This is a genomic window from Solibaculum intestinale (assembly GCF_040096205.1).
Taxonomy (GTDB): domain Bacteria; phylum Bacillota; class Clostridia; order Oscillospirales; family Acutalibacteraceae; genus Solibaculum_A; species Solibaculum_A intestinale.
Window position 1 is genome coordinate 344233 of the sequence record NZ_JBBMFD010000001.1, and the last position, 23977, is coordinate 368209.

The 23977-nt window shown below is 54.2% G+C and carries 24 protein-coding genes; 8 read left to right on the top strand and 16 right to left on the bottom strand.

All coding sequences use genetic code 11. The annotated features are described in order from the left end of the window. Nucleotides 1-314: 314 nt before the first annotated feature. The 3 genes from WMO26_RS01620 to WMO26_RS01630 are packed head-to-tail and all read right to left on the bottom strand — an operon-like array spanning nt 315 to nt 3558. A complete protein-coding gene (locus WMO26_RS01620) occupies nt 315-1487 on the bottom strand; it encodes an ABC transporter permease (protein WP_349217779.1) in 1173 nt (390 codons plus the stop codon). Next, nucleotides 1474-2616, bottom strand: coding sequence for an ABC transporter permease (locus WMO26_RS01625; protein ID WP_349217780.1), 1143 nt, complete (start codon nt 2614-2616; stop codon nt 1474-1476). The genes WMO26_RS01620 and WMO26_RS01625 overlap by 14 nt, the downstream gene beginning before the upstream one ends. Nucleotides 2617-2625: 9 nt before the next feature. After that, on the bottom strand, nt 2626-3558 hold the full coding sequence (locus WMO26_RS01630; protein ID WP_349217781.1) for an ABC transporter ATP-binding protein: 933 nt from the start codon (nt 3556-3558) through the stop codon (nt 2626-2628). A 172-nt stretch (nt 3559-3730) separates the two neighbouring features. On the opposite strand from WMO26_RS01630, the gene WMO26_RS01635 reads away from it, so the two are divergent. Next, nucleotides 3731-4822 carry a sensor histidine kinase gene (locus WMO26_RS01635; protein WP_349217782.1) on the top strand — a complete coding sequence of 364 codons (1092 nt, stop codon included), beginning with the start codon at nt 3731-3733 and terminating at the stop codon, nt 4820-4822. Beyond that, a complete protein-coding gene (locus WMO26_RS01640) occupies nt 4800-5420 on the top strand; it encodes a response regulator (protein WP_349217783.1) in 621 nt (206 codons plus the stop codon). The genes WMO26_RS01635 and WMO26_RS01640 overlap by 23 nt, the downstream gene beginning before the upstream one ends. Before the next feature lie 177 nt (nt 5421-5597). Here the strand turns inward: WMO26_RS01640 and WMO26_RS01645 are convergent, their stop codons facing one another. From WMO26_RS01645 to WMO26_RS01665, 5 genes are all read right to left on the bottom strand, one after another. Further along, the gene (locus tag WMO26_RS01645; RefSeq protein ID WP_349217784.1) at nt 5598-6014 is read right to left on the bottom strand and encodes a PH domain-containing protein; all 417 of its coding nucleotides are present in this window, start codon (nt 6012-6014) and stop codon (nt 5598-5600) included. Nucleotides 6015-6033: 19 nt separating this feature from the next. After that, nucleotides 6034-7395, bottom strand: a complete 1362-nt coding sequence (locus WMO26_RS01650) for an MATE family efflux transporter (protein ID WP_349217785.1) — start codon at nt 7393-7395, stop codon at nt 6034-6036. A 213-nt stretch (nt 7396-7608) separates the two neighbouring features. Continuing rightward, nucleotides 7609-8208: a rubrerythrin gene (gene rbr, locus WMO26_RS01655; RefSeq protein WP_349217786.1), complete on the bottom strand. Its 600-nt coding sequence runs from the start codon at nt 8206-8208 to the stop codon at nt 7609-7611. Between the two features lie 57 nt (nt 8209-8265). Continuing rightward, nucleotides 8266-8922 (bottom strand): superoxide dismutase, encoded by a 657-nt coding sequence (locus WMO26_RS01660; RefSeq protein WP_349217787.1) that lies wholly within the window; start codon nt 8920-8922, stop codon nt 8266-8268. A gap of 144 nt (nt 8923-9066) precedes the next feature. Then, the gene (locus WMO26_RS01665) at nt 9067-9345 is read right to left on the bottom strand and encodes a DUF1905 domain-containing protein (protein WP_349217788.1); all 279 of its coding nucleotides are present in this window, start codon (nt 9343-9345) and stop codon (nt 9067-9069) included. 129 nt (nt 9346-9474) lie between these two features. Here WMO26_RS01665 and WMO26_RS01670 point away from each other — a divergent pair, with 129 nt between their 5' ends. From WMO26_RS01670 to WMO26_RS01680, 3 genes are all read left to right on the top strand, one after another. After that, nucleotides 9475-10164: a HEAT repeat domain-containing protein gene (locus WMO26_RS01670; protein ID WP_349217789.1), complete on the top strand. Its 690-nt coding sequence runs from the start codon at nt 9475-9477 to the stop codon at nt 10162-10164. Nucleotides 10165-10410: 246 nt separating this feature from the next. Then, the gene (locus tag WMO26_RS01675; protein WP_349217790.1) at nt 10411-10743 is read left to right on the top strand and encodes a P-loop NTPase family protein; all 333 of its coding nucleotides are present in this window, start codon (nt 10411-10413) and stop codon (nt 10741-10743) included. Between the two features lie 218 nt (nt 10744-10961). Further along, entirely contained in the window at nt 10962-13574 is a 2613-nt protein-coding gene (locus tag WMO26_RS01680; RefSeq protein ID WP_349217791.1) for a cation-translocating P-type ATPase, read from the top strand. Between the two features lie 112 nt (nt 13575-13686). Here WMO26_RS01680 and WMO26_RS01685 read toward each other — a convergent pair whose 3' ends face one another. Together WMO26_RS01685 and WMO26_RS01690 are read right to left on the bottom strand one after the other, a co-directional pair. Further along, nucleotides 13687-15084, bottom strand: coding sequence for a CapA family protein (locus WMO26_RS01685; RefSeq protein WP_349217792.1), 1398 nt, complete (start codon nt 15082-15084; stop codon nt 13687-13689). A 19-nt stretch (nt 15085-15103) separates the two neighbouring features. Further along, nucleotides 15104-15577: an LURP-one-related/scramblase family protein gene (locus WMO26_RS01690; protein WP_349217793.1), complete on the bottom strand. Its 474-nt coding sequence runs from the start codon at nt 15575-15577 to the stop codon at nt 15104-15106. 324 nt (nt 15578-15901) lie between these two features. Between WMO26_RS01690 and WMO26_RS01695 the strand changes: the two genes are divergently transcribed. Next, nucleotides 15902-16099: a hypothetical protein gene (locus WMO26_RS01695; protein WP_349217794.1), complete on the top strand. Its 198-nt coding sequence runs from the start codon at nt 15902-15904 to the stop codon at nt 16097-16099. A gap of 282 nt (nt 16100-16381) precedes the next feature. Beyond that, entirely contained in the window at nt 16382-16681 is a 300-nt protein-coding gene (locus WMO26_RS01700; RefSeq protein WP_349217795.1) for a helix-turn-helix domain-containing protein, read from the top strand. 125 nt (nt 16682-16806) lie between these two features. Here the strand turns inward: WMO26_RS01700 and WMO26_RS01705 are convergent, their stop codons facing one another. From WMO26_RS01705 to WMO26_RS01725, 5 genes are all read right to left on the bottom strand, one after another. After that, on the bottom strand, nt 16807-17481 hold the full coding sequence (locus WMO26_RS01705) for a manganese catalase family protein (protein WP_349217796.1): 675 nt from the start codon (nt 17479-17481) through the stop codon (nt 16807-16809). Between the two features lie 75 nt (nt 17482-17556). After that, the gene (locus WMO26_RS01710; protein WP_349217797.1) at nt 17557-18312 is read right to left on the bottom strand and encodes an ABC transporter ATP-binding protein; all 756 of its coding nucleotides are present in this window, start codon (nt 18310-18312) and stop codon (nt 17557-17559) included. Next, entirely contained in the window at nt 18305-19348 is a 1044-nt protein-coding gene (locus WMO26_RS01715; protein WP_349217798.1) for a FecCD family ABC transporter permease, read from the bottom strand. The genes WMO26_RS01710 and WMO26_RS01715 overlap by 8 nt, the downstream gene beginning before the upstream one ends. Beyond that, complete coding sequence (locus WMO26_RS01720; RefSeq protein ID WP_349217799.1) at nt 19305-20276, bottom strand: ABC transporter substrate-binding protein; 972 nt, start codon at nt 20274-20276, stop codon at nt 19305-19307. Before WMO26_RS01720 ends, WMO26_RS01715 begins: the two co-directional genes overlap by 44 nt. Further along, on the bottom strand, nt 20276-21208 hold the full coding sequence (locus WMO26_RS01725) for a ferredoxin-like domain-containing protein (RefSeq protein ID WP_349217800.1): 933 nt from the start codon (nt 21206-21208) through the stop codon (nt 20276-20278). Before WMO26_RS01725 ends, WMO26_RS01720 begins: the two co-directional genes overlap by 1 nt. A 113-nt stretch (nt 21209-21321) precedes the next feature. Here WMO26_RS01725 and WMO26_RS01730 point away from each other — a divergent pair, with 113 nt between their 5' ends. Next, entirely contained in the window at nt 21322-22197 is an 876-nt protein-coding gene (locus WMO26_RS01730) for a LysR family transcriptional regulator (protein ID WP_349217801.1), read from the top strand. Here WMO26_RS01730 and WMO26_RS01735 read toward each other — a convergent pair. Next, nucleotides 22169-23875 (bottom strand): FAD-dependent oxidoreductase, encoded by a 1707-nt coding sequence (locus WMO26_RS01735; protein WP_349217802.1) that lies wholly within the window; start codon nt 23873-23875, stop codon nt 22169-22171. The two genes, WMO26_RS01730 and WMO26_RS01735, sit on opposite strands and share 29 nt — an antisense overlap. Nucleotides 23876-23977 lie beyond the last annotated feature (102 nt).

Here is a 23977-nt window from a genome sequence, read left to right on the forward strand (position 1 = left end):
GCAAGCTTTCCTCCGCATGGAACGCATGTACCGGTACGTGCTACAGGTGACCGTTGTCCTGCCTGCCTCTCGTGAGAGGGACAGGGGTTGAAATGGCCGCCCGGCAACCGGAAAGGAGGTACAAACTGTTCCTCTTGCGAAGGGCGTAGCTTTCTTCTGTTATACGGGCTGGGTCTGCCAAAGGACCGGCCCGCGGCCAGACCGCCGAAGATCCACGGCGAGGGCAAAGCCGTATTCTTTTCCTTGTACCCCATTCTATGACAAAAATCGCAGACTCTGTGTATACAGAGTCTGCGATTTTTTAGAGATGACGTTTAGTTGTTCCCTGTGCGCCGCTGCTTGGTGATGAACAGGGCCACCGAAAAGAAGGCGGCGGCAAAGCCAAGCTGGATGAAAATGGCGGTCCAAATGGGGTTGGTGGTCTCGCTGGTGAGCACCGCCAGCGAACCGATGGCGTTATTGGCCTTCACATACCAATAGGCGGGCAGGAAGCTGGCGGCGGTGAGCACGCCGGGGCTCATGATTGCCTGGGGGACGAACACGCCGCTGATGAAGCACAGCCCCAGGGACACCACGTTGGAGATGGCGGAAAGTACGGTAAAGCTTTTGACAAAGCTGCTGGCCAAAAAGCCGATGCTCAGGGAAACCAGGGCGAAGGCGAAGGTGTTCGCCAGCAGCATCGGAAGCCCGGCGAAGGAAAGAAGAGCCTTACCGTAAAGAAGGAAGCTCAGGCCGATGAGCAGCACCCAACAGGCTATCGTGAAAATCGCGCAGCCTAAGGTAACTTGGGCGTTCACGCTGCGAAGCGGGAGCGGCGCGCACAGGTTTCTGCGGCGCAGGTCGGGCTGGTTAAAGACCATCAGGATGGTACAGATGGTCAGGATCATCATAGCGATGAGCACATAGGCCATGTACTGGTAATAGTAAACGAAATTGGGCGTCCCCTCTGTATTGACGTCGTATTCCTTGAGGGTGACCGGAGTTTCGATAGCCAGGTCCTCCGCTACGGCGGCGGTCAGCTGTTCCTCCGTCAAATCGGGGTTCGCTTCATGGTAAAGCCGGGCGGTGCTCAGATACTTTTCGATAAGCTGGTCGCAGTAGTAGCCGGTGGTGGAGTCGGGTACCTTCACCGCATCAAGGGTCACCGGTTCTCCGGCCAGAAACCGGTCGGTAAACCCATCCTCCACCAGGACGATGTAGGAAACCTCCCGGTAAAAGAGCGCGTCCTGCAGCCGTTCGGAATCGTCCGGCAGGTCGACGAGATGGTTATCCTTGGTCAGATAATCGGTCAGGCCCCGCAAAAGCGGGGTGTCCCCGTCCCGGTTGATGACGGCCAGGTTCACACTTTCGACAGTAAAGCCGTCCACAGCGTTGTTCATCACGTTGCCGCTGAAGATCAGAGAAATGCCGATGAAAATGGCAACGTATAGGATGATGGAGGGGAAGCTTGCGCGCAGAACTTTGAAAAAAGCTTTAAATACTTGCATACTTCTGCCTCCTTACCAATAGATAGCTTCCCAAGCAGAAAAGCGCCGAGATGCCGCAAAGAATGCCGATATTGAGAAAATACCGGGTGTGGGATTCGAAGACGTAGAGGCAATAGAACGCGTCGGCTATGAGGGCGGCGGGATTGATGTAGGAAAGGACGGGGGCGTAAAGGTTGATGTAGGTGCGGATATCCACCATCATCAGCCCCGCAAGGAAGCACAGGAATAGGGTGACGGCGATGAGCAGGGCGGTTTTGAGCCCATCCCTCTTTTGAAACAGGCAGCCCATAAAGGTGCCGAAGGAGATGCCGGTCACCGAGCCCACCAGGCAGGTCAAAAGAACATATCCGATTTGGCTGCCGAAGGAGATGCCCAGCACAAAAACCAGGTAGGCCAGCACCAGGAGCATTTCCGCCACGTGCAGCACTAAGGAAGCGGCCGCATCCCCCAACACCGCGGTCATCTTATGGGTAGGCGCCACGCTGCGCCTGGCGCCCAGGGCGGAGACGTTTGGCTGGATATCGGTGGAGTTGCGCAGGCCCCAGAAGGAGCCGTACAATGCCGTCATGGCCAGCAGGGCGAAAAAATAGTTGAGCATGGTGTCCGGCTTTGCGCCGGAAAGGGAGGCTTCGTTTACAAAGCTCTCCTTCCCCATGCCTTCCAAAAGGCCGGACAGGTCCGCCTTGGGATTCTCACGGAGAATCTTCATCATGGCGGCGGACTTCTGGGCGTATTCGTCCAGAAATGCCTTGAGGATACTTTGGTTCATTCCGCTTTCCTTCACGGTCAGGCGGACTTCCCCGTCCGCCTCCAAAATGCCGTCCACTTCTCCTATTTCCAGAAGCCGGTCGGCTTCCTCTCCGCTCACGAAGGATACGCTTAAAAGCTGCCCGTCTCCCGGCTGGGAAACGGCGTCAAGGGTCTCTTGGAAGGCCTCGTTTTGCCGGTAACCGGCGCTGTCCACCACTGCTACCTTGACAGGGCTGAATTCCTCGGTAATATTCATGATGTTGCCGAAGGCGATGTTAAAGAAGGTACCCAGCACCACGGGAAACAGCAGCGTCCAGAAAAGCATCAGCTTATCCCGGGTCAGGCACTTGAGCCTTCCTATAAATATGTGGAGAAACATAACAGCCTCCTAATCCCGCAGGTGTTTTCCGGTGATTTCCAGAAACACGTCGTTGAGGGTGGGCGGCTCGGCATAAACCCGGCCGAAGGACAGTTCCTGCTCTCTGAGGTAATCGAGCAGGCGGATCAGGTTATGCGCGCCGCCGCTGCAATGGGCGGTTAAGCGGGCGCCGTCGTACTCGGCCCCGGTCACATGGGGCAGGCGCTTGACCTCGTCGAGCTGCTCCTCCTTTAAGCCGAAGAGCTCCACTGTCAGCGTTTCCCCGCCTTTGATCATCCCTTTGAGCTGTTCCTTGGTACCGGTTGCCAGGGTCTTGCCCTTATCCATAATGACAATGCGGCTGCAGATCTGCTCCACCTCTTCCATGTAGTGAGAGGTGTAGACGATGGTGGCGCCCTGCTCGTTGAGCTTTAAAATGCCTTCGAGAATGCTGTTGCGGCTTTGCGGGTCCACCGCCACCGTCGGCTCGTCGAGGATAATAAGCCGGGGCTTGTGGGCGATGCCGCAGGCGATGTTCAGCCGGCGCAGCAGGCCGCCGGACAGCTTTTTGGGGTGAAACCTGCGAAAGTCCTGCAGGCCGACGAAGTCGATGGCTTCTTCCACAAGCTCCCGGCGCTTTTGCCGGTCTTTCACGTACAGGCCGCAGAAATAGTCGATGTTTTCCTGTACCGACAGCTCCTGGAACACCGCCACATTCTGCATAACGATGCCGATGTCCTGCTTGATGGAATAGGCGTCGGGACGCATAGGCTTACCGAAAATCTCGATGGTCCCTTTGTCGTACTTGAGCAGGGACAGGATGCAGTTGATGGCAGTGGTCTTTCCGGAGCCATTGGGGCCTAATAATCCGAACACTTCCCCCTCCTCAATCTGGAGGCTGAAATGGTCAAGCGCCAGAATACTTCCGTACCGTTTGACCAGGTTTTTCACATTTATGACCAATGGGAATCCCTCCTTGCCGGTTTGTGATACCCTAAGTTTAGCAAAAGATACTACCGCGCGGTAGTGAAAAACCTCACAACCGGGCGGTGACATTTGTCACAACCCAAAATGCGGTGCTTGTGACCCGCCTCATTCCATGCTACAATCAGCGGTAGAAAGGAAGGTGCGGCGGATGCAAGTGATTATCGATAAACTTCTTTTGTTCGCAGGCGGATGTATCCTGCTCTTTTCTCTGCCGGTCACGGTGGAGAGCGTGGCGAGCATGCTGGCGGCCTTAACCCTTTCTTCCCTGGGAAGCTTTATGGAGTATAGACGGGTTTCCCTGCTTTTTGCCCTTCTGTTTACCGCGGGCGCTCTCTTTTTCCCCTTATGCTGCCTTTATCTTCCCCTTCTTTACTACGACGTGTTCTTTTCCTCCCCGCCGGGATGGTGGGCCCTGTGCCTACTGGGACCGGCGGTCCAGCATGAGAAGCTGTCTCCTCTTTATTTGGGCTTGCTGGCCCTTTTGCTGCTCACTGCCCTTTTGCTAAAGAAGCGGACCCAATCGGAGCAGGAGTTAAAGAAGGAATCCCTTCGCACCCGGGACGCGGGCCGGGAACTGAGCCTCCTGCTCGAGCAGAAAAACCGGGATCTGATGGAAAAGCAGGACTACGAAATCCGTCTCGCCACCTTAAACGAACGAAACCGCATCGCCCGGGAAATCCACGACAGTGTGGGGCATATGCTCTCCCGGTCCATCCTGCAGACGGGGGCTTTATTGGCGGTCAATCGGGACGAAATGGTCAACGAATACCTGCTGGGGCTTAAGGATACCCTGTCCCAGGCCATGGACAGCATCCGGGAAAGCGTCCATGACCTGCACGACGACTCAGTGGACCTGTCGGTTCAGATTACAGCGCTCCTCCAAGAATTTACCTTCTGCCCAGTTTCGCTGGATTATGACATGGAAAGCGATGTGGAAAAGGACGTAAAATACTGTTTTCTTGCAGTGGTCAAGGAGGCGCTCAACAACATCATGAAGCATTCCAACGCCACCAAGGCCTCCATCACCCTGCGCGAGCACCCGGCCCTTTATCAGCTCATTATACGGGATAACGGCACAACTGCCGCCCAACCCAAGCAATCGGACGGTTTGGGCCTTCGCAACATGGCCGAGCGGGTGGAAGCGCTCCAGGGCCACTTTCACGTCACCTTTCAGGACGGCGTGACTCTTTTTCTATCCATTCCAAAGGAGGTTCGCCATGCAAATCCTAATCGTGGATGACGATAAACTCGTATGCGCATCCTTAAAAACCATCCTGGAGGCAGACGGGGCCATCCAGGTGACAGGTGCCGGCAACAGCGGCCGGGAAGCCATCCTCCTTTACCGGGAGCTTCGCCCCGACGTGCTGCTTATGGATATCCGTATGGACGGCATGACCGGCCTTGCCGCGGGCGAACAGATTTTAAAGGAATTTCCCCAGGCCCGCATCCTGTTTCTGACCACCTTTTTGGACGACGAATACATCGTCAAGGCGCTGAAAATCGGAGCCAAGGGCTATATTCTTAAACAAAAGTTCGAAAGCATTGTTCCGGCCATCAAAGCGGTGCATTTGGGGCAGAGCGTGTTCGGGGACGAAATCGTCACTAAGCTGCCGGGGCTTTTGCAGGCGGACGAAGCCTTTTGCTACGCGGATTACGACATCAGCGAAAAGGAGCTCGAGCTCATTTCCCTGGTGGCTAAGGGCCTCAGCAATCGGGAGATTGCCCATGCTCTTTATCTGAGCGAGGGCACGGTGCGCAATTACCTAAGCGGCATTTTAGAGAAGCTCTCCCTGCGGGACAGAACCCAGCTGGCCATCTTCTACTACCAGCACCGGTGAGGCACTGGGCTGCTTTCTCCATATATGTGAAAAGGCCAGGCAAAGCGGCGCCGCTTTGCCTGGCCTTTTGTATGTAAGCTTTCTTGCAAAGAACCTTCTCTGTTTTCCCGAGACACAGACGCTCCGCTTTTTTACGGGCGCATGGGCGGGGCGGTTTTCCAGCCAGTCCCTTGGCTCTTATCCCTCGATTTCCTCCATGTCGTCGTGCAGGCCGAAGTAGTCCTCGTCGTGGTCCTGGGCGTCATTGTCGAGGATTTCACCCACCCGCATACGGCGCTTGATCTTCATTTCCTCCACCTGGTGGTGGATCAATTCCTTTACCTCACGGGGTTTTTTGATGTTCTTGATTTCCAGCACCGGCATGCTCTTGTCCGACGATTGGAGCAGGATGGTACCTACGCCGAAAATCCGCTGGCCCAGAGAGATGCGCAGGCTGATGTCCCGCACCCGGTAAAGGAGGATTTCCTCCAGGTTCATGTTGAGAAGGCCCGTTTCCAGGAAAATCCGGTCCTCCGACAGGGAATATTTTGTAAAGGAAAGGGGCATGCCCAGAATCCGCTTGCGGTCCTTCCAAATGTATTCGATTGCATCCATAAAACCTCTTCCTTTCCCGTTAATCGATCAGACGATGCTGGTACCACTTCTGGCCGTGGAAGCGGATCATAAAAATGACCCCGCGTACGCCCCACTCGCCGATCATCGCCACCCAGACGCCCATGATGCCGAAGTTGAGCAGGATGCCCAGCACATAGCCCAACGCTACTCGAAACAGCCACATGGACAAGAGCGACACCACGGAGGTATATTTGGAATCGCCCGCCGCGCGCAAAGAAGAAGGGACAATAAAGCTCAAAGACCACAAAAACGGCTGACAGATCCCGGTGACGAGTACAATTTCAAAAATAGTAGGGACGATTTCCGGCGCCGGCGAAAAAAGCTGCACCAGCACTGGAAAGAGGGGAAGCAGGATGGCGGCGCTGAGCACAAAGGAAATAGACCCGAGCCCTACGAAGGATTTGATAAATTTGCGCGCGTCTTTGATATTCCGGCGGCCGATGCACTGGCCCACCACCGTGACCACCGACAGGTTTAACGCATTGCCAGCAATCTGGAACAGCTGGGTCAGCGACCAGCTGATGGCGTTGACGGTCATGGAAACCGTGCCAAGCTGGACGACAAAGGTCTGGGTCAGAATCTTACCGCCGTTGAAAAACATCTGCTCGGCGGCAAACGGAATGCCGATGAACAGAATTTTTTTCTGAATGGACAGGTTGAGCCTAAGCGCGTCCTTAATACGAAAGTGCAAAGACGTGTTGATTTTCAGCAGGTAGACGATGGAGCAGATCATTCCGAGACCTCTGGAAAGGAGCATGGAGGTGACCATGCCCGCAACGCCCCAGTGCAAAAAGGTGATGAACACCACGTTTAAAAGCACATAGCTTACGTTCGTGATCACCGAGAGCACCAGGGAGGACCTGGTCTGGGCCACGCCGCGCAGGGCGCCGCACACCGCTTCGGTGACGGCGATGAACGCGTAGGAAGCGGCGCTGCCGATCAAATAAATCTGCGCGTTTTCAAAAACCGCCGGCTCTGCTCCGCCGAAGAGCAGCTTTAAAATCGGATCATGGAACACGATGACCAGGACGCTGATGACAACGGCGACCATAGCCACCGAGGAAATGGTCTGTGCAGCGGACTTAGAGACCATCTCGTCGTTCCCGCTTCCCTTATATTGGGCGACCACCACCGTACCGCCGGTGGCGATGGCGATGAAGACGTTTAACAGGAAGATGTTCACCGAGTCCACCATGTTGACCGCGCTGACCGCTTCCATGCCGGATGAGCTGATCATGGCGGTGTTGAGCATGCTCAGGCCGATGATGAACGCCTGGTCCACCAGCAGCGGAAGGATGATCGCAATGATCTGCCGGTAATGCATGGATTCGCCGGTAAGATACTTATTAAGCAATTTCACGGCGCCCCTCTTTACTGCCTGCACGATTGCAACCACCACATTCCCCTCATAATATAGGCTCAGTATACCATTCCTTCCCCCCTCAATGCAAGGAACAAACGGGACAAAAAATCCGTAAATTAACGCAAATACCCGCAAAAAACCGCCAAAAGGAAAAAGAGCTTTCCTTTTGGCGGTCGCAGAATCGGCTGGTTTATTTTTTACAAGTGCAGATCAGCCCATTACAAAGGGAGCCATATCCAGGCGGATGAAATAACCTTGGTTGTGCCCGCAGATGGGGCAGATCTCCGGCGCATCGGTGCCTTCGTGAATGCGCCCGCACTTCAGGCACATCCATTTCAGCGGCACCTTCGCATGAAACAGTTCGTCGCGTTCCACGAGCCTGGCAAAATGACCGAACCGGTCGCCGTGAGTCTTCTCCACCTCGGCGATCATCCGAAAGCTGGCCGCGATTCGGTTGAAGCCTTCCTCGGCCGCGATATCCCCAAAGCGGGCGTATTCATGCTCCCATTCCTGGTACTCGTTGTGCTGGGCGGCCTTCAGATGGGAGAGCATATCGTCATACAGGTCGATGGGATAGCGCCCATCCACCAAAATGTTATCGCCGCAAAGCTCCTTGAGATGATTGTAATAGACCTTTGCGTGGGCTTTCTCTTGGTCCGCCGTGAAACGAAACACCGCCTCGACCACGTGCAGCTTCTGCTTTTTTGCCTGGGCGGCGGCAAATTCGTACCGGTTACGCGCCTGGCTCTCGCCGGCGAACGCGCGCATAAGGTTTTCTCTGGTTTGGCTTTCTGCAAATGCAATACCCATAATAAATACATCCTTTCCCAATGTTTGGCTTTAATAGTATGGGTATTTTTTGCAGCGTTATCCATAGGCTTTGTTATTTGTCTTGTCAGTGGCCAGGCAGCTTTCATACCGATTTTCTGCTTTCTCCCAGTTGACGGTTTCAAACCAGTTGTCCACATATGCTCCCAATTGAGCGGGATACCGGAGAAAGTAGGAATGCTCCCATACGTCGATGCCAAAGATCGGTGTGAAGGCGTGAACGGAAGGCGGCTGGTTGTCCCTGGTGATCTGAATATGTAGGCCGCCGATGTCTCCCGCAACCAGCCAAACCCATCCCGAGCCCAAAACGTTGTAGCAGGCCTGTTTAAACAGTCTCTTAAAATTGTCGAGGGAACCGTATTCCGCCCCAATCGCTTCTTTTAGCTTTCCCTGCGGCTGGCCAGTCGATTTGCTGCATACGCCTGAGAAAAACAGGTCGTGGTTGAATACGCCGCCGGCATAAAACTTGATCTGGTTTTCTGCCGGGGCCGGCAGGTGCAGGTCTGTGGTCACAAGCTCCGGCAGGCTCATGCCGTGGAGCTGGGGATAGGACGAAATCAGGTAGTTGAGCATATCCACATAAAATGCATAAATCTTGCCGTGATGGTAGTATATCGTATCAGGATCAAAGAAAGGAAGCAACGCCGTATTTTCATACGGAAGCGGCGCCTTTTGAAACGGATAATGAACAGACAAAGCAACCATCCCTCTCTGGTGAAAAGTACCAGGGCCCGTATATGACAGAGCCGATATTCTTTTCCAGAATATGTAGGCAATCCCCGGTCGGTTCCTGCTTTTTCGGTTCCTGCTCCTTTTTCTTAAAAATCTGTACTTTGCCGCTCATGATTTGCGTGCGCGCTCCCAGAGGGCAACATGTACGATGTCCCCGGGCTGTTTGCCGATTTTTCGGCGGATTTCCTTGCGGATGCCGAGAATGTGGCAAGGGTGCCCCATTTTGACGATGCTTCCTTCATAGAGTTCCCTGTCGAAGGCGGCTGTCACCGGAACCCGGCTTTTCCCGAAGACTTCCTTAACGTCAAAAGGAATTTCTATATAGGCCCCGTCCATATCCGCTGCCTTATGAATGACGGCGTCAAAGGTATAGGTGTTTCCATTCATGGCTTTTTCTCCTCTCAAATACGGAAAATGATACTTGTTTGAAAAAAAAGAGGTTGCGGGACGGGGAAGATTGGATTATACTCGTAAAAACAGTCGGCTTTCCTAGTATGACAAAAGAGGGTTTGCATTATGAATGAGAAAACGGCAAGCGAGCGATTGGAACAATTATTTGGTTTTAAAAATGAAGACGGGCTTTCCGAAGCGTTTCTTTCCGTCTTAGAAGAATGCATCCGGGACGCGGACGAGGAGGTCCGCGCACAGGCGGCCTCCCTTTTGGCGCTGGTCCCGGCGGACCGGGCGGAGGAGATGCTTTTGCGGGGGCTGGCGGATGAAAGCGAACTGGTGCGCACCGAGGCAAGCGACGCGGCCGAATGCAGCTGCTCGCCTTTGGTGCTAAAGCGGCTCAAGGAGCTCAGCCGGACGGATACGGCCATGATACGCGGATACGCGGCGCGCTCCTTTGCGAAGAGCGCCCTTTCCTGTGGAGAAGGTCTAGACGAAGCCGTCTCGTTTCTTGAGGAAAGCCTGCGGCTGGAAGAAGACCAGTGGGTGGCGCTTTTCTTTTTGCAGGCTTTGTGCCTGCTGGGCCGGTACGATTGCTATCCTCCTCTTCTTCTGGGGATCGACAGCGGCGAGTCCCGTAATCGCTGCGCCGCACTCCATGGTATTGAAGAGGTGATGCGGCCGCAGGACAGAGAAACGACGATCGTGAAAATAAAGGAAAGGCTACGGGTGGAAGACGACGAGGCCGTACGGTCTGCGATAGATATCCTGCTTTCCCATCTGGAAGAAAACGGAACCGGCACGGCGGACGTATGACATAACATGGAGAATACAACGACAGGCGGCATCCTTCTTTGTGGGGCCAACGGAAGCGGAAAAACGACGCTTGGCAGGAAATAGGCCAAAGCGCTGCATATAGACAAATCAATATCGAAAACCATTTCTTTCTGGAATCCGGGATTTCCTATGTGAAATCACGTATCCGTGGCGAAATATGCCTTTTCCGTTTTCAGGGAGATTGAAAAATACCGGTATTTCATTCTCTGCGCAGTACATGGAGATATGGGAGATGAAATCAAAGCCATGTCCTGCCGTGCCATCTATCTATCCGTGCCGCTTTCGCTTCGTCTCAACCGTATCAAACAGCGAGCCTATGACAAATTCGGAGAACGGGTGCGGATTGGCGGAGATATGTATGACCAGGAACAACGATTTCTTGCTATTGTCGCATCGCGTCCCACGGAAAAAACAGAGATGTGGTTCAAAACGCTTTCCTGTCCGGTGATTTATGCCGACGGTACAAGAGACGTACAGGATCAAGTAAAATGGCTGACGGCAAACCATGCAGCAATTCTGGAGAAACGTGGAGAAATCAATTTACATGGAGCAAAATAGAAAAAACAGTTGACATTATTTTCTTGGCTGGTATAATAAAAAATAAGCACTTGTTTCTTCAAAAGGGAGTAGTTATAAGTCTTATCGTCAACACCCCGATTCCTTGGAATCTGGCGATGAGCGCCGAACATCGGTAACAAGACTTTTGGATGGCCGTCTGGATTGCCAGACGCTATCTAAAAGTCTTTTTTATTTCCCACAACAAAGGAGGATGCAGCATGCCCGGCACATATTATAACCAAACTGCCGAAGAGGCACTAAGCCAGACCGGCTCTTCCCTTCATGGGCTCACGCAGGGACAGGTGGAAAAAGCCCGGCAAGCCCATGGACCTAATTTACTCGCGGAAGCCAAGAAAAAAAGTCTACTTTTGATCTTTCTCGAACAGTTCAAGGACCTGTTGGTTCTGATCCTGATCGTGGCGGCCGTTATTTCTCTGATATCCGGCCAGGGAGAAAGCTCCATTGTCATTTTCGCGGTCATTCTGCTCAACGCGGTGCTGGGCACGGTGCAGTATGTAAAGGCGGAAAAATCCCTGGAAAGCCTCAAGGCCCTCTCCTCCCCCAGCGCTAAAGTGATTCGGGACGGCGTCACGTGCGTCATTCCTTCCAGTGAAGTGGTGGTGGGTGACATCGTTCTCCTGGAAGCCGGGGACATGGTGGTGGCCGATGGGCGGATTCTCGAGAACTTTTCTCTGAAGGCCAACGAAAGCTCCCTGACCGGTGAGTCGGAGAGCGTGGAAAAAAACGCCGATCTCATCCCGGGCGGCCAGGTGGCGCTGGGTGACCAAAAGAACATGGTGTTTTCCGGGTCCCTGGTGACCTACGGCCGAGCAACAGCGGTGATTACCGCCACCGGCATGGAAACCGAGCTGGGCAAGATTGCCTCCCTGATGAACCAGACCAAACAGCGAAAAACCCCCTTGCAGGAAAGCCTGGACCGGTTCAGCAAGATGCTGGCCATTATCATTATGGTGATCTGCGCGGTGGTGTTCGGCCTCTCCCTTTACCGGCAGATGCCCTTGCTTGATTCGCTGATGTTTGCCGTGGCCCTGGCGGTGGCCGCGATCCCGGAAGCACTAAGCTCCATTGTCACCATTGTTCTTGCGCTGGGAACCCAGAAGATGGCCAGGCAAAACGCCATCATCAAAGACCTGAAAGCCGTGGAAAGCCTGGGGTGCGTTTCAGTAATCTGCTCGGATAAGACGGGCACTCTGACGCAAAACAAAATGCAGGTGCAGCAGGTTTACGCCGACGGGATTCTGGTGGACGGCAAATCTCTCGACCTTGCAAACAATGCCCAGCGGATGCTTCTTAAGGCGGCGATTCTGGCAAGCGACGCCACCGATGTAGACGGGGTCTGTATCGGCGACCCAACCGAAATCGCCTTGGTGCAGCTTGGGGACGTGTTTGGCGTGGAGGAGGTTTCCTACCGCAGCCAGCACCCGCGCTTGGGCGAAGTGGCCTTCGATTCCGACCGCAAGCTCATGAGCACCTTACATAACATCGAAGGGATTCCCACCCTTTTGACCAAAGGCGCCATCGACGTACTGCTGGCCCGTTCCAACCGGATTCTCACCCATGACGGGGTATGTCCCATGACCGAGGAGGACCGGCAGCGGATCTCCCAGGTCAACGCCCAGCTTTCGGAGAACGGGCTGCGGGTGCTCACCTTTGCCTATCGGGAGATGGAAAGCGAACGGGCTCCCACGGTGGAGGACGAGAAGGATTTTACCTTCATCGGCCTGATTTCCATGATGGACCCGCCAAGACCCGAGTCGGTAAAAGCGGTGGCGGACGCAAAACGGGCGGGAATCCGTACGGTAATGATCACCGGCGATCACAAGGTGACGGCCAGAGCCATTGCCCGGCAGATCGGCATTTTCGAAGAGGGAGATATGGCTCTCGACGGAGTGGAGCTGGACGGGATGACGGACCAACAGCTCGACGAGGTGTTGCCGAAGGTATGTGTGTACGCCCGGGTATCGCCCGAGCATAAAATCCGTATCGTTTCCGCCTGGCAGCGGCGGGGCTCCATCGTCTCCATGACTGGCGACGGCGTCAACGACGCGCCGGCTCTGAAAAAGGCGGACATCGGCGTCGCCATGGGCATCACCGGCACCGAGGTTAGCAAGGACGCGGCCTCCATGATTCTGGCGGACGACAATTTCGCTACCATCGTCAAAGCGGTGGTCAATGGGCGCAACGTTTATACCAACATCAAAAACGCCATCACCTTCCTGCTCTCTGGCAACGCCGCGGGTATTTTCTGCGTGCTGTTTACCTCCCTGATGGCGCTGCCGGTGCCCTTTGCTGCGGTGCATCTGCTCTTTATCAACCTCCTTACCGACAGCCTGCCCGCTATTGCTATCGGCATGGAGGAAGCCCGCAGCGACCTTTTGCGCCAAAAGCCCCGCAATCCCAAGGACCCCATCCTAAGCAAGGCGCTGACCGGAAAAATTGGAATCCTCGGTTTATTGATCGCGGCGGCAACCATGGGCGCTTTCTTTATCGGTTTAAACCAAGGCGGCGCGGCGCTGGCAAGTACCATGGCTTTTGCTACCTTGACGCTCGCCCGGCTGTTCCACGGGTTTAATTGCCGGGGCGACGGGTCCATTTTTCGCCTGGGGCTATGCTCCAACAAATATAGCCTGATGGCCTTCGGCGCTGGCGTTCTGCTGCTGGCGGCAGTCTTATTCCTGCCTTTCCTGCAAGGGCTCTTTTTGGTCACGCCTTTGACGGCGGCACAAGCCGGCCTGATTGTCCTGCTGGCCTTCGCCCCCACCGTCCTCATTCAGCTATACAAAATCATCCGGGACGGCGTGCGCAAATAAGTTGCCAGTTCCCCTCATACCATGCGTCAAGAAAAGGCCCGAAGCGGAATTGCGCTTCGGGCCTTTTCTTTCCATCTGCAAACGCCGCTTGCAGGACAAAAATCCGGTGGTTTTATCCCGCCGGACGGATGACGCCGGTTTCGTCAATGTTCACCCCGATGGAGATGCGTTCCAGGTGAGAAAACATCCGGGTTCTTTCGGCAGGATCGGTTACGATATCGGTGCGGCCGCCTCCCTGGTAGCAGGGTACCAGCACGGATGTCACCGTTCCCTCTTCATCGAGGAGAACTTTTAATAGCGCCGTGTCAGTGGGTACGTCGTTGAACCAGAAGTTGCCCAGGCTGTAAAAGATGGGCTTGTCCCGGTAAAATTCCATTCCCTGCAAAACATGGGGATGGGCGCCCACCACCAGGTCCGCCCCCGCGTCGATGTACTGCTTGCCCTGGGTGCGCTGGTCCGCTTCCAGCTTGGTGCTGTTCTCCGTCCCCCAGTGGACATAGGCTACCACAAAATCGCTGTTTTCCTTTGCCTCGGCGATCACCTGCAAAAAGAGGGCAGGGTCATAGGTACGCAGCACCCCTTCCTTATTCCTCTCGGCGGCAGGAGTCATGACGTTCTTTTCCGCCCGGGTAGCGGCCACGTAGGCAATTTTTCGCCCATTGACGATATAGTACTGCGGGGTACAAGCCTCCTGCAAATTCCGGCCGGCGCCTATCCGGTCGATTTCTGCGCCGTCGATGGTGTCAAGCGTGTCAAAAAAAGCATCCTGCCCATAATCATAAATATGATTGTTGGCAAGGCCCACCAGGTCCACCCCCATCTGGGTGAGAATCTCCACCTTCTTCGGGTTGGCGCGGAAGGTATAAAGCTTACCGGAAAGAGGAACGCCGCGGGTGGAAAAGGTAAACTCATTGTTTATCAGCATAATGTCCGCGCCGTTCATTTCGCCAAGCAGATCGTCGCCCAGGCAGCCGTAGATACCGTCGGGCTGGTGGTCGTAGTAGTTCATCTGATACCAGCCGTCGGCTAGGTTGATGTCCCCGGTAAAGCCCAGAATCGTCTGGTCCGGTCGGGCTGCGTCCTTCATTCGGATATTTTCGGCAGCCGACAGCGCGCCGGTATATTCGTCATAGAGCACCACGAGGGTGCGTCCGGTCAAGCGGAAAAAAAGCCCGTCGAAATAGCCATCGCTCCTAATGGCGCTGAGAAGCTTTGGTAAAAAGCCATCTCCTTCTTTCTGCGCGCACCAGTCTAGGAATTCTTTCGTGACCGCCCGTTTAGGATTTGTCCCTTCCATTGCGGCGAGCACCTGCTCGGAAGCGGTCGGCTGCGGCTGGGGCTCTTCCCTGTCCGATGCTTCCGGTAGTACGGAGACAGCCGGCGGGAGACTGAGGAGGGCTTGGCTCTCCGTCTTGCTCACCTGCGCACCGGCCGGTACCGAGGGGCCCCGGCATCCGGAAATCAACAACAGCACCGCCGCCAGAACAGCGAAGCACATCCGTTTTTTCATAGCCATTTCTCCCCTAGCCTCAATCGTTTCCAGAGGAACATTTAGCCGCGTCGATAGCCAGCACGATCATCAGCGAAAAAAGCACATCCTCGTTTTGACAAATGTCGATCTCGTAGGTGTCCGTCCAGTTAAACAGCTTCTTGGAGGCGAACATCACCGGCCGGTTCCCGTCGTATACCGCATAGTTCCACTGCCAGAAGTCGCCGGTCACCTGCCAGCCGTTGCAGTCAAGAACAAAGCTGGGCTTAAAAAAGGCAATCTCCTTCTTGATCTGCCCCACATACTGGTCTCCTACGAACATGCGAAACCGGGGCAGAAAGGTAAACGCCTCTTCTTTCACCGTTCCTACCTGCTGGCCCGCCGCGTCATAAATATGCAGGCAGTGTCCCCATGACAGGGCGCCCTTTACCACAAACATGGTCTGTCCGTTCTCATCGTAAATATCATAGCTGTCAAGCCAGGAAAACATCCGCTGCTTAAACCATAGCTTCATAAAAGCGGCCTTCTTTCTTTTGGTTATGTGAGTTCGATCCGCCGGATATAAAAGAACCGCACCTTCCTATGCAAACCAAAGAAAAGGAAGGTTACAGTTGATTTGCTCCATTATACCACAGGAGACGCGTGTGCGCATCCTTTTGTTTGCTGCCTTTGATAGACAAAAAGGAAACGCACCCGCTTCATTAAAAGTCTATGTGTTTATTTTTTAAACTTTGTTGACTTTTTAAACAACGCATGATAGTATATGGGTAAAACAGAACCTTGAAAATTTAAGATAGCGGAAAGTCCTCCGATTCTATATTTTTTCGGAGGTATCATCATGAAACGTACATCCAAAATGAAGAAGGCATGGAAAAAAGAAATGGTTAAGAGATGGGAAAAACTCGTTCTCCTATACCAAAGTACGAGGGTCTCTCGTTCCGCCAAGCGCTGGGGAAAGCTGGTGCTTGAAGTAAGTAAGTTTCTTTTTTCCGTTCTTTTAAAAAAGGTGATTGTGCATTTTTTAAAAGACTTCTGACCGATGGCGGTTCACAGGCACTGTATCGGAAAATGCAGTGCCTGTGAACGAAAGCCTTGATTGGTGGAGCGTATCATGATTTGGTCCACAAAGAAAATATAGCTGGAGTTCATTATACTAACAAAATTATTAGCAGTACTAATTTCATAAAATGTAAGTATTGAGGTGATACGAAATGAATAAACGAATAATAATTTTTTTTAATCTGCAATATTTCCCCAAGTGACAGGAAATGGTCGGAGGATTTTCCACTGTTTTAAAATTCATGAAGGGAGTGAAGGTTTGAAATCGAAAAACACAGATACACAAGACAACAAATTGAATATTTTTCGCTTGTTGCGTATTGCACGGGATATCAAGGTGAAAGATCTGGCACAGGAACTTTCGGTCACTCCTGCATATATCAATGCCATTGAGAATGGCGAAAGATTTCCCTCTGACCGATTATTAAAGGATTATGCACAAGCATTGGGCGTAGAAAAAGATACCATCCTAAACTTTAAATTAGAGGATCAAAAAAACAAAAAGTTTGAAAATGTGCTTCTTTCCCTTTTACAAATGATTTGCAATACAGGCAACTAAAATCAATTTTTTTAAGAGCGCTGCTATACAGCGCTCTTTTTTCTTGATGAACCGCTATCAAATCCATTGCTGCAAACAAAAAAGAGGCATCCGGATGTACCGGTGGCCTCTTTTCTAATGGTTTTTTACTGGGGCATATTAAAGCTTGGCGGCTGGGTGGACTTGCTTGGGTCAAAGGACTGGCCGCCCGGCTTCGACAGGTCGAAATAGATGCGCGAATCGGCAGTTGCGCCGAAATTCTGCTGGGAACCGCTGTCCTGAATGCGGTTGAAGGCTTCCCGGAACATGGCGTTGTGGGCCTCTTCCCGGTTCAGCAGGAAATCAATGGTTTCCCGCACGCCTTTGTCGTTGATCTGGCGGTAAAGGTACTGATATACCACCTTCGCCCGCTGCTCGGAAGCAATGTCCGAAAGCAGGTCGGCGGCCAGGTCGCCGGTTTCATTGACATAGGCAGAGGTCCAGAGATACCCGGAGGCGTTCGCGAGCATGGGGGTAAGCCCGGTAAGCACATGGGCCTCCACGTTTCCCACCGTCGCGTTTTCCGCGTCCAGGTGATGGCCGTTTAAGAGATTGACGGTGTTGGCCACCATCTCCATATGGCTCAGCTCCTCCGCGGCGATGTCCAGAAACAAGTCTTTAATCTCCGGGTCCTTGATGCGCATGCTTTGGGAAAGATACTGCATGGCGGCCTTCAGTTCTCCCTGCGGACCGCCCAGCTGCTCTTGCAGCAGCGCCCCGTAATTGGGATTGGGGCCGTCCACCTTGATTTCATGCAGCATCTGCTTCTCGTGTTTGAACATAACCAATCAGCTCCTTTTCAGCGTTCATGGTTAGTATGTGAAAAAACAAAAATGATATGCGGCCCACAACCCCGTTTAATAAAACAGATAATGAGTCTGCCCCTCGCTTTGTATACGCTGAGAACGGACATGGAAAACCTCATGGATTTTTCCGCTTTCGTACACGTCCCCGGCCGGGCCCTGAGCAGCAATCTCCCCTTCCTGCATCAGCACAATCCGGTCGGAAAAGCGCAGGGCCTGAGAAAGGTCGTGCATGACCATAACTACCGTCTTGCCGGTTTCGTTAAGCTTTCGCACCAAGCCGAGCAGCTCCAGCTGATGGTTGATGTCCAGATAGGTGGTGGGCTCGTCGAGCAGCAGAACTTCAGCGTCCTGGGCCAGCAGCATAGCCAGGTACACCTTCTGCCGCTCTCCGCCGGAGAGTTCCGAAAGGCTGCGGTGGCGGTATACCGCTATACCGATCCGCTCGAGAGCCTCGTCCACCTTTTCCCAATCGGCTTTGACCGGGGTTCTGGGAAATCCCAGATAAGGAAACCGGCCGTGCATCACAAAGTTTGCCACGCTAATCGAGGGTATTGCTCTGGACTGGGGTAACACGGCCACCCGGCGGGCAAATTCCTTGGGTGCAAACGCCGAAACCAGCCTTCCTTCCAGCAGGACTTCACCGGACAAAGGCTTTAAAAGCCGGGCGGCGGTTTTTAGAAGGGTGGTTTTCCCGCAGCCGTTCGGGCCGATGATTCCCGTCACCTTCCCTTTGGAAAACGCAACGCTCACCCCATGCAAAATCTCCTTGCCGGGATAGCCGGCACCGACCTCTCTCAACTCAATCATGCAGCCGCCCCCGTTTCTGTTTAAACAGCAAATACAAAAAGAAAGGCGCGCCCAAAAAGGAGAGCACGATTCCCACCGGCAGTTCAAAGGGCGCGAACAACACCCGTGCGAGCAGATCGCACAGCAGGGTAAACGCCCCGCCCAGCAATGCGCACAGCGGCAGCAGATACCGGTGATCCTGCCCGACAAAAAACCGGGCCGCATGGGGAACGATCAGGCCCACGAATCCCAAAAGCCCCGCAAAGCTGATGGCGCTCCCCGCCAGAAGAGCCGCCAGAATTAAAAACACCATCCGCGTCAGCCCCGCCCGCATTCCTAAGGTGCTGGCGGTCTCCTCGCCAAGGGTGAGGACGTTTAAGTCGTAGCTGAATAAAAGGGCCGCTCCAATCCCGATCAGGATGCACAGGGAGGCAAGCTTCAAGCTGTCCATGGATACGCCGGAAAAGCCGCCGATCAAAAACGCAAACCGCCCGGCCTGGGTATCCGGCACCAAGGTGATGACTCCATCGGTGATGGCTCCAAGAAAGCTGGAAACGGCGATGCCGGAGAGCAGAATGGTCATGCGGGAGGCACCGGTTTTCTGAGCCAGCAGATAGACGAGCAGAGCCGCCGCCAGCGCGCCCAAAAAAGCGGCAAGGGGAGTAAACCAAATGAGCTGGGGGAAAAAAGCAGCCAGCAGAATGGTGAAAAGCCCCGCACCGGCATTGACGCCGATGATATTCGGGCTTGCCAGCGCATTTCCCAGCACCGCCTGCAAAATCGCTCCCGCTACCGCCAGAGCTCCTCCGGCCAAAACGGCAGCCAGCGTGCGGGGCAGGCGAACGAACTGGACAATCTGATAGAATTTCTCCGTTTGGTCCCGGGAAAAAAGGGCGCGGATTACTTCGTCCAACGGAATGGAGGCCGAACCGCTGCAAAGGCTGACCGCTGCCAGGACCAAAAGCAGCGCCGCCGTCCCTGCAACGATCAGCAGGCGAAACCGCCCGCTCTCCTTAGGAAACGACATCCGGATAGAGAATGCGCGCCAGATACGCATAGCTTTCGCCCCATTTCGCGTTGGGCTTATAGTGGAACAGGTCTTTCGGAAGCACCAGATACCGGCCATTTTTCACAGCGGAAAGGCTGTTCCAGGCGGGATTGGCCTCAATTCCGCTTTTAAGAGCGTCGATGGCCTTCTGGGAATCCCCCATAGTAATGACAAAAATGAAATCCGGGTCCTCTTCGATAATCTCTTCCATGCTCAGTTCTTCCAGCAAGGAGGCGTGCCGGGTGGCGATGTTGTCCGCACCCAGGTCCTCGAGCATTTTGCAAACCATATTGTCGCTCGGAAGTGCCTTGGCGGCAGTGCTCAACGCCCGGATGGGCAGCACGGTGGGAGCATTCCCCTCTGCCAGACGCACCTGTTTGCGGACTTCGTCGATCTGCTGCTTTATCTGGACCCCATTTTGCTCGTACAGGTCGTCCCGGCCGGTGATATCGGTGCAAACTTTCAGCATATTGAGGTAGTCCTCAAAATACTCCACCTGAAAATAGGCATGGGGAATTCCGGCATTTTTCAGAGTATCGGCCAGTTTTACATGCGACTCGATGTCGGTGGAAAGAAGGATAAAATCGGGCGACAGATTGAGGATCTCTTCCGCGTTGGGATTTTTGACGGTCCCGATGATCTTGGTCCCTTCCGGTACTTCCATTCCCCGTTCACTGATTACGTCCTCGGTTACGCCGGCAAGAGTTCCTCCTGCCAGCATCCAGGTTTCCGCATAAGACCCCATCAGAGACACCACCCGCTTCGGCGCTTCTTTGAGAACGACCGTATTGCCCAGGTCGTCGGTAAAGGTATAATGCGCCTTCTGCTCTTCGCTTAAAGAGGAAGAAACCGATGCGGCATCCTTGGCAGGCCCGCAGCCGGAAAGGGACAGGCAAAGCAGCGAAAGGGCGATCAGCAGGGTTACGATTCGTTTCATCAGCGGCAAACTCCTTCGATGGACAATCCCAGAATTTCATTTTTATGCTTGAGCAGGTGATCGGACAGGAGCGCTTTCTCCACCTTCTCAAGGCCAATGCGCTCCACCATGGAACCAAACCGCTCGCCTGGTTTTCCTTTGTCCTTAAAGAGCAGGATGGCTTTCTCCACCACGTCGAGCGCTTCTTCCTTAGTGAAGAGCTCTTTGAGCATATCGCCATGGCGGGTCTTTTTCCCCCATCGGCCGCCGATGTAAACCTTGTAGCCTATCGTCCCGTCCGGCATGACGCCGAAGGGACAGGTGGTAATGCAACGGCCGCAGTTGTTGCACACCGACTTGTCCCGATGGATGACTCCGTCCCTGACCTTCATTGCGTCCATGGGACATGCGGCCTCTGGACGGCATTTCTTGCATCCACGGCACAGGCTCTTATTGATGGCCGGCACCCGCTGCCCTACGATTCCCACGTCGTTTAGATCGGGCTTGACGCAGTTATTGGGACATCCGCCCACGGCAATTTTAAATTTATGAGGCAGCGCCACCGATCCATAGCCTTTGTAAAAACGGTCGTGGATTTCTTTGGCAAGACCCTGGGTGTCGATCAGGCCAAACACACAAGTGGTCCCCTTGCAGGCCACCACCGGGCGCACCTTCGCCCCGGTGCCGCCGGTTTCCAGCTGCTCCTTGGCCACATATGCCTTGACCTTCTCGATATCCTCATAGGCAATACCGGGAATTTCCACCGTCAATCGGGTGGTGAAGGTCACCTTGCCGTTTCCAAACTGCTCGGCTACCTCGCTGATGTTTTTAAGCTGGGCAGCGTTTAACACGCCGTTTTCCGTGATGATGCGGGCGGAAAACTCGTCGGTTCCCCGGTTGTGGAGAAACCCCTGTCCTTTTACCTGTTTCTTTTGTTCGGCTGTAACACCCATTTTTTTCGCGCTCCTCTGCGTTTTTTTTCAGTATACCACTTGCAATTGCGTTCGTAAAATAGTATGCTCGAATATATTATATAGGTATTTCCCTATGAAAAGGAATGATATTATTGACCATACGGCACTTAAAAGTATTTCTGACGGTGGCGGACACGGGAAAAATGAGTCTAGCTGCCCAGAAGCTATACATTGCCCAACCTACCGTCAGCCAGACCATCGGGGAACTGGAACGGGCCTATGGAGTGTTGCTGTTCGAACGGTTGTCACGCCGGCTGTATCTGACTGAGGCGGGCGAGCGGCTGCTTACCTATGCGCGGCACATCGTCCCGCTTTTCGAGGAAATGGAGCGTCAGATGCAGTATTCCTCCCAGCATCTCTCTTTACACATTGGCGCGACCATTACGGTTGGCATCTGCTTGCTGACCGGCATCATCAACCGGTTTGAAGCGTCCCATCCAGAGCTGCGGGTACACGCTTTCGTGGACAATACCAGCGTCATTGAGGAAAAAATCCTCAAAAGCGAGCTGGACCTGGGGCTGGTGGAAGGGCAAATCAAGCATCCCGACTTGGTAGCGGTGCCCATGATGGAGGACGAGGTGGCGCTGGTATGCGGCATGCAGCATCCTTTTGCCGACAAAGAACAGGTGGAAGCGGCCGATCTTGCCGGACAGGCCTTCATCCTGCGGGAACGGGGCAGCGGCACGCGGGAGCTTTTTGAGCAGTTTTTAGCCGAACAGGGCGTGCAGATCGAGGAAAAGTGGGTATGCCACAGTTCAGCGGCCATCAAAAACGCCGTGATCGGTGGACAGGGGCTGTCGGTCATCTCCAAGCGGTTGGTGGAAGAGGAAGCGGCGCAAAAGAGGCTGCACATCGTCGAGTTGCGAAACGTGTCGCTTACCCGGATGTTCAGCCTCATTTATCACAAAAACAAATTTTTGTCCGCGCCTTTTCTGGCCTTTATCGAACAGTGCCGAGCGGCTGGATAGGCCGTTCGTAGCAGGGATAGTCCTCCACTGCACGGTCCTTGGTCACCGATTCGTACAGCCGGTAGCCGCCGGAAAGGTTATAGCAGTCGTACCCGTTCCCAGAAAGAATCCGGCAGGCCAGGTAACTGCGCAGGCCGCTATGGCAGTGGACGAACACCGGCTTGCCGGCAGGCACCTCGCTCAGGCGGTCCCGCAGCTCGTCGAGAGGAATGTGAACAAAGCCCTCAATATGGCCCTTCGCACGCTCGGCTTGGGTGCGCACGTCCAGGAGAGTCACGCTGCCGTCCCGGGGAAGGCTTGCCACGTCGTGCCAATGGAAGTTCTTAACCAGGCCCGCAAGGGTGTTTTCAATGACGAAGCCCACCATGTTCACCGGGTCCTTGGCCGAAGAGAACGGCGGGGCGTAACAAAGCTCCAGCTCGGTTAAGTCAAAGGCGGTGAGCTTGGAGCGAATGGCGGTGGCCAGAACGTCACAGCGTTTGTCGACCCCGTCGAAGCCCACGATCTGCGCGCCTAGTATCCGCCCCGTACGGGGAGCGTACAAGGTCTTGATGGACATGTTCTTCCCGCCCGGATAATAGCCCGCGTGAGAGGGCGAATAGGTAAATACTTTTTCATACGGAATGCCGAGAGTACGGGCCGTGTGCTCGTTGAGTCCCGTACAGGCCACTGTCATGTCGAATACCTTAAGGATGGAAGATCCCTGGGTACCGTGATAGGCGCTTTCCCGATTGCAGATATGGTCGGCGGCGATACGGCCCTGGCGGTTGGCCGGGCCGGCCAAGGGAACGTATCCCTTTTTTTCGGTGACGAAATCGGTGATCTGCACCGCATCGCCTACCGCGTAAATGTCCTTAAAGGAGGTCTGCATCTGTTCATTGACCACAATGCATCCTCTTTGATTGACGGCGATCCCCGCTTTTTTGGCAAGATCGGTGTCCGGCGTTACTCCCACCGATAGAATAGCCATGTCCGCTTCGATCTCGCCGCCGGTTAGGGTCAAAATGAGGGTCTCTCCCTCTTTCCGCACCGCTTTGAGCTCTTCTTTGAGCAAAACACGGATGCCCTGCTCGCGCAGATAGCGGTGAACGTCGCAGGCCATATCATAGTCCAGAGGGCCGATGAGATGGTCGATCCGCTCCACGATGGTGACCGAAACGCCTTCTTTGGTCAGGTTTTCCGCCATTTCCACCCCGATGTAACCGCCGCCGATGACCACCGCGGTCTTAGGACGACGCTTTTGGATATAAGCTTTAATCTCCAGGGTATCGGGAATGGTGCGCAGGGTAAAAATCCGGCCGTTCGGAAGCCCTTCGATGGGAGGAACCACCGGCCTGGCGCCCGGCGATAAAATCAGCTTGTCATAGGTTTCCTGGTAGGTTTCGCCGGTAGCAGCATTTCGCACCTGAACGGTTTTCGCTGCCGGGTCGATGGCCACTGCCTCGCTGTTTACCCGCACGTCGATATGAAAGCGGGCGTGAAAGCTTTCCGGGGTCTGCAAAGTCAGGGCGGACGGGTCCCGGATTTCCCCGCCGATGTAATAAGGCAGGCCGCAGTTTGCAAAGGAAATGTATTCTCCCCGTTCGAGCAGGACAATCTGGGCCTGCTCGTCAAGCCTGCGAAGCCGGGCCGCCGCAGACGCGCCGCCTGCTACGCCGCCGATGATGACTACCTTCATGAAAAAACCTCCCATCTAATTGAGCCGATTTCGGCTTGGTATTCCACACTAGTATACCATATTGCTTTCCATCTGTATAATAGGAGAAGGAAACGGGATTGA

Bases quoted from the DNA above. Each gene is read 5' to 3' on its own strand.
- WMO26_RS01620 (WP_349217779.1), bottom strand. From the start codon at position 1,487: ATGCAAGTATTTAAAGCTTTTTTCAAAGTTCTGCGCGCAAGCTTCCCC.
- WMO26_RS01625 (WP_349217780.1), bottom strand. From the start codon at position 2,616: ATGTTTCTCCACATATTTATAGGAAGGCTCAAGTGCCTGACCCGGGAT.
- WMO26_RS01635 (WP_349217782.1), top strand. From the start codon at position 3,731: ATGCAAGTGATTATCGATAAACTTCTTTTGTTCGCAGGCGGATGTATC.
- WMO26_RS01640 (WP_349217783.1), top strand. From the start codon at position 4,800: ATGCAAATCCTAATCGTGGATGACGATAAACTCGTATGCGCATCCTTA.
- WMO26_RS01645 (WP_349217784.1), bottom strand. From the start codon at position 6,014: ATGGATGCAATCGAATACATTTGGAAGGACCGCAAGCGGATTCTGGGC.
- rbr (WP_349217786.1), bottom strand. From the start codon at position 8,208: ATGGGTATTGCATTTGCAGAAAGCCAAACCAGAGAAAACCTTATGCGC.
- WMO26_RS01665 (WP_349217788.1), bottom strand. From the start codon at position 9,345: ATGAATGGAAACACCTATACCTTTGACGCCGTCATTCATAAGGCAGCG.
- WMO26_RS01670 (WP_349217789.1), top strand. From the start codon at position 9,475: ATGAATGAGAAAACGGCAAGCGAGCGATTGGAACAATTATTTGGTTTT.
- WMO26_RS01675 (WP_349217790.1), top strand. From the start codon at position 10,411: ATGGGAGATGAAATCAAAGCCATGTCCTGCCGTGCCATCTATCTATCC.
- WMO26_RS01680 (WP_349217791.1), top strand. From the start codon at position 10,962: ATGCCCGGCACATATTATAACCAAACTGCCGAAGAGGCACTAAGCCAG.
- WMO26_RS01685 (WP_349217792.1), bottom strand. From the start codon at position 15,084: ATGAAAAAACGGATGTGCTTCGCTGTTCTGGCGGCGGTGCTGTTGTTG.
- WMO26_RS01690 (WP_349217793.1), bottom strand. From the start codon at position 15,577: ATGAAGCTATGGTTTAAGCAGCGGATGTTTTCCTGGCTTGACAGCTAT.
- WMO26_RS01695 (WP_349217794.1), top strand. From the start codon at position 15,902: ATGAAACGTACATCCAAAATGAAGAAGGCATGGAAAAAAGAAATGGTT.
- WMO26_RS01705 (WP_349217796.1), bottom strand. From the start codon at position 17,481: ATGTTCAAACACGAGAAGCAGATGCTGCATGAAATCAAGGTGGACGGC.
- WMO26_RS01710 (WP_349217797.1), bottom strand. From the start codon at position 18,312: ATGATTGAGTTGAGAGAGGTCGGTGCCGGCTATCCCGGCAAGGAGATT.
- WMO26_RS01715 (WP_349217798.1), bottom strand. From the start codon at position 19,348: ATGCGTATCTGGCGCGCATTCTCTATCCGGATGTCGTTTCCTAAGGAG.
- WMO26_RS01720 (WP_349217799.1), bottom strand. From the start codon at position 20,276: ATGAAACGAATCGTAACCCTGCTGATCGCCCTTTCGCTGCTTTGCCTG.
- WMO26_RS01725 (WP_349217800.1), bottom strand. From the start codon at position 21,208: ATGGGTGTTACAGCCGAACAAAAGAAACAGGTAAAAGGACAGGGGTTT.
- WMO26_RS01735 (WP_349217802.1), bottom strand. From the start codon at position 23,875: ATGAAGGTAGTCATCATCGGCGGCGTAGCAGGCGGCGCGTCTGCGGCG.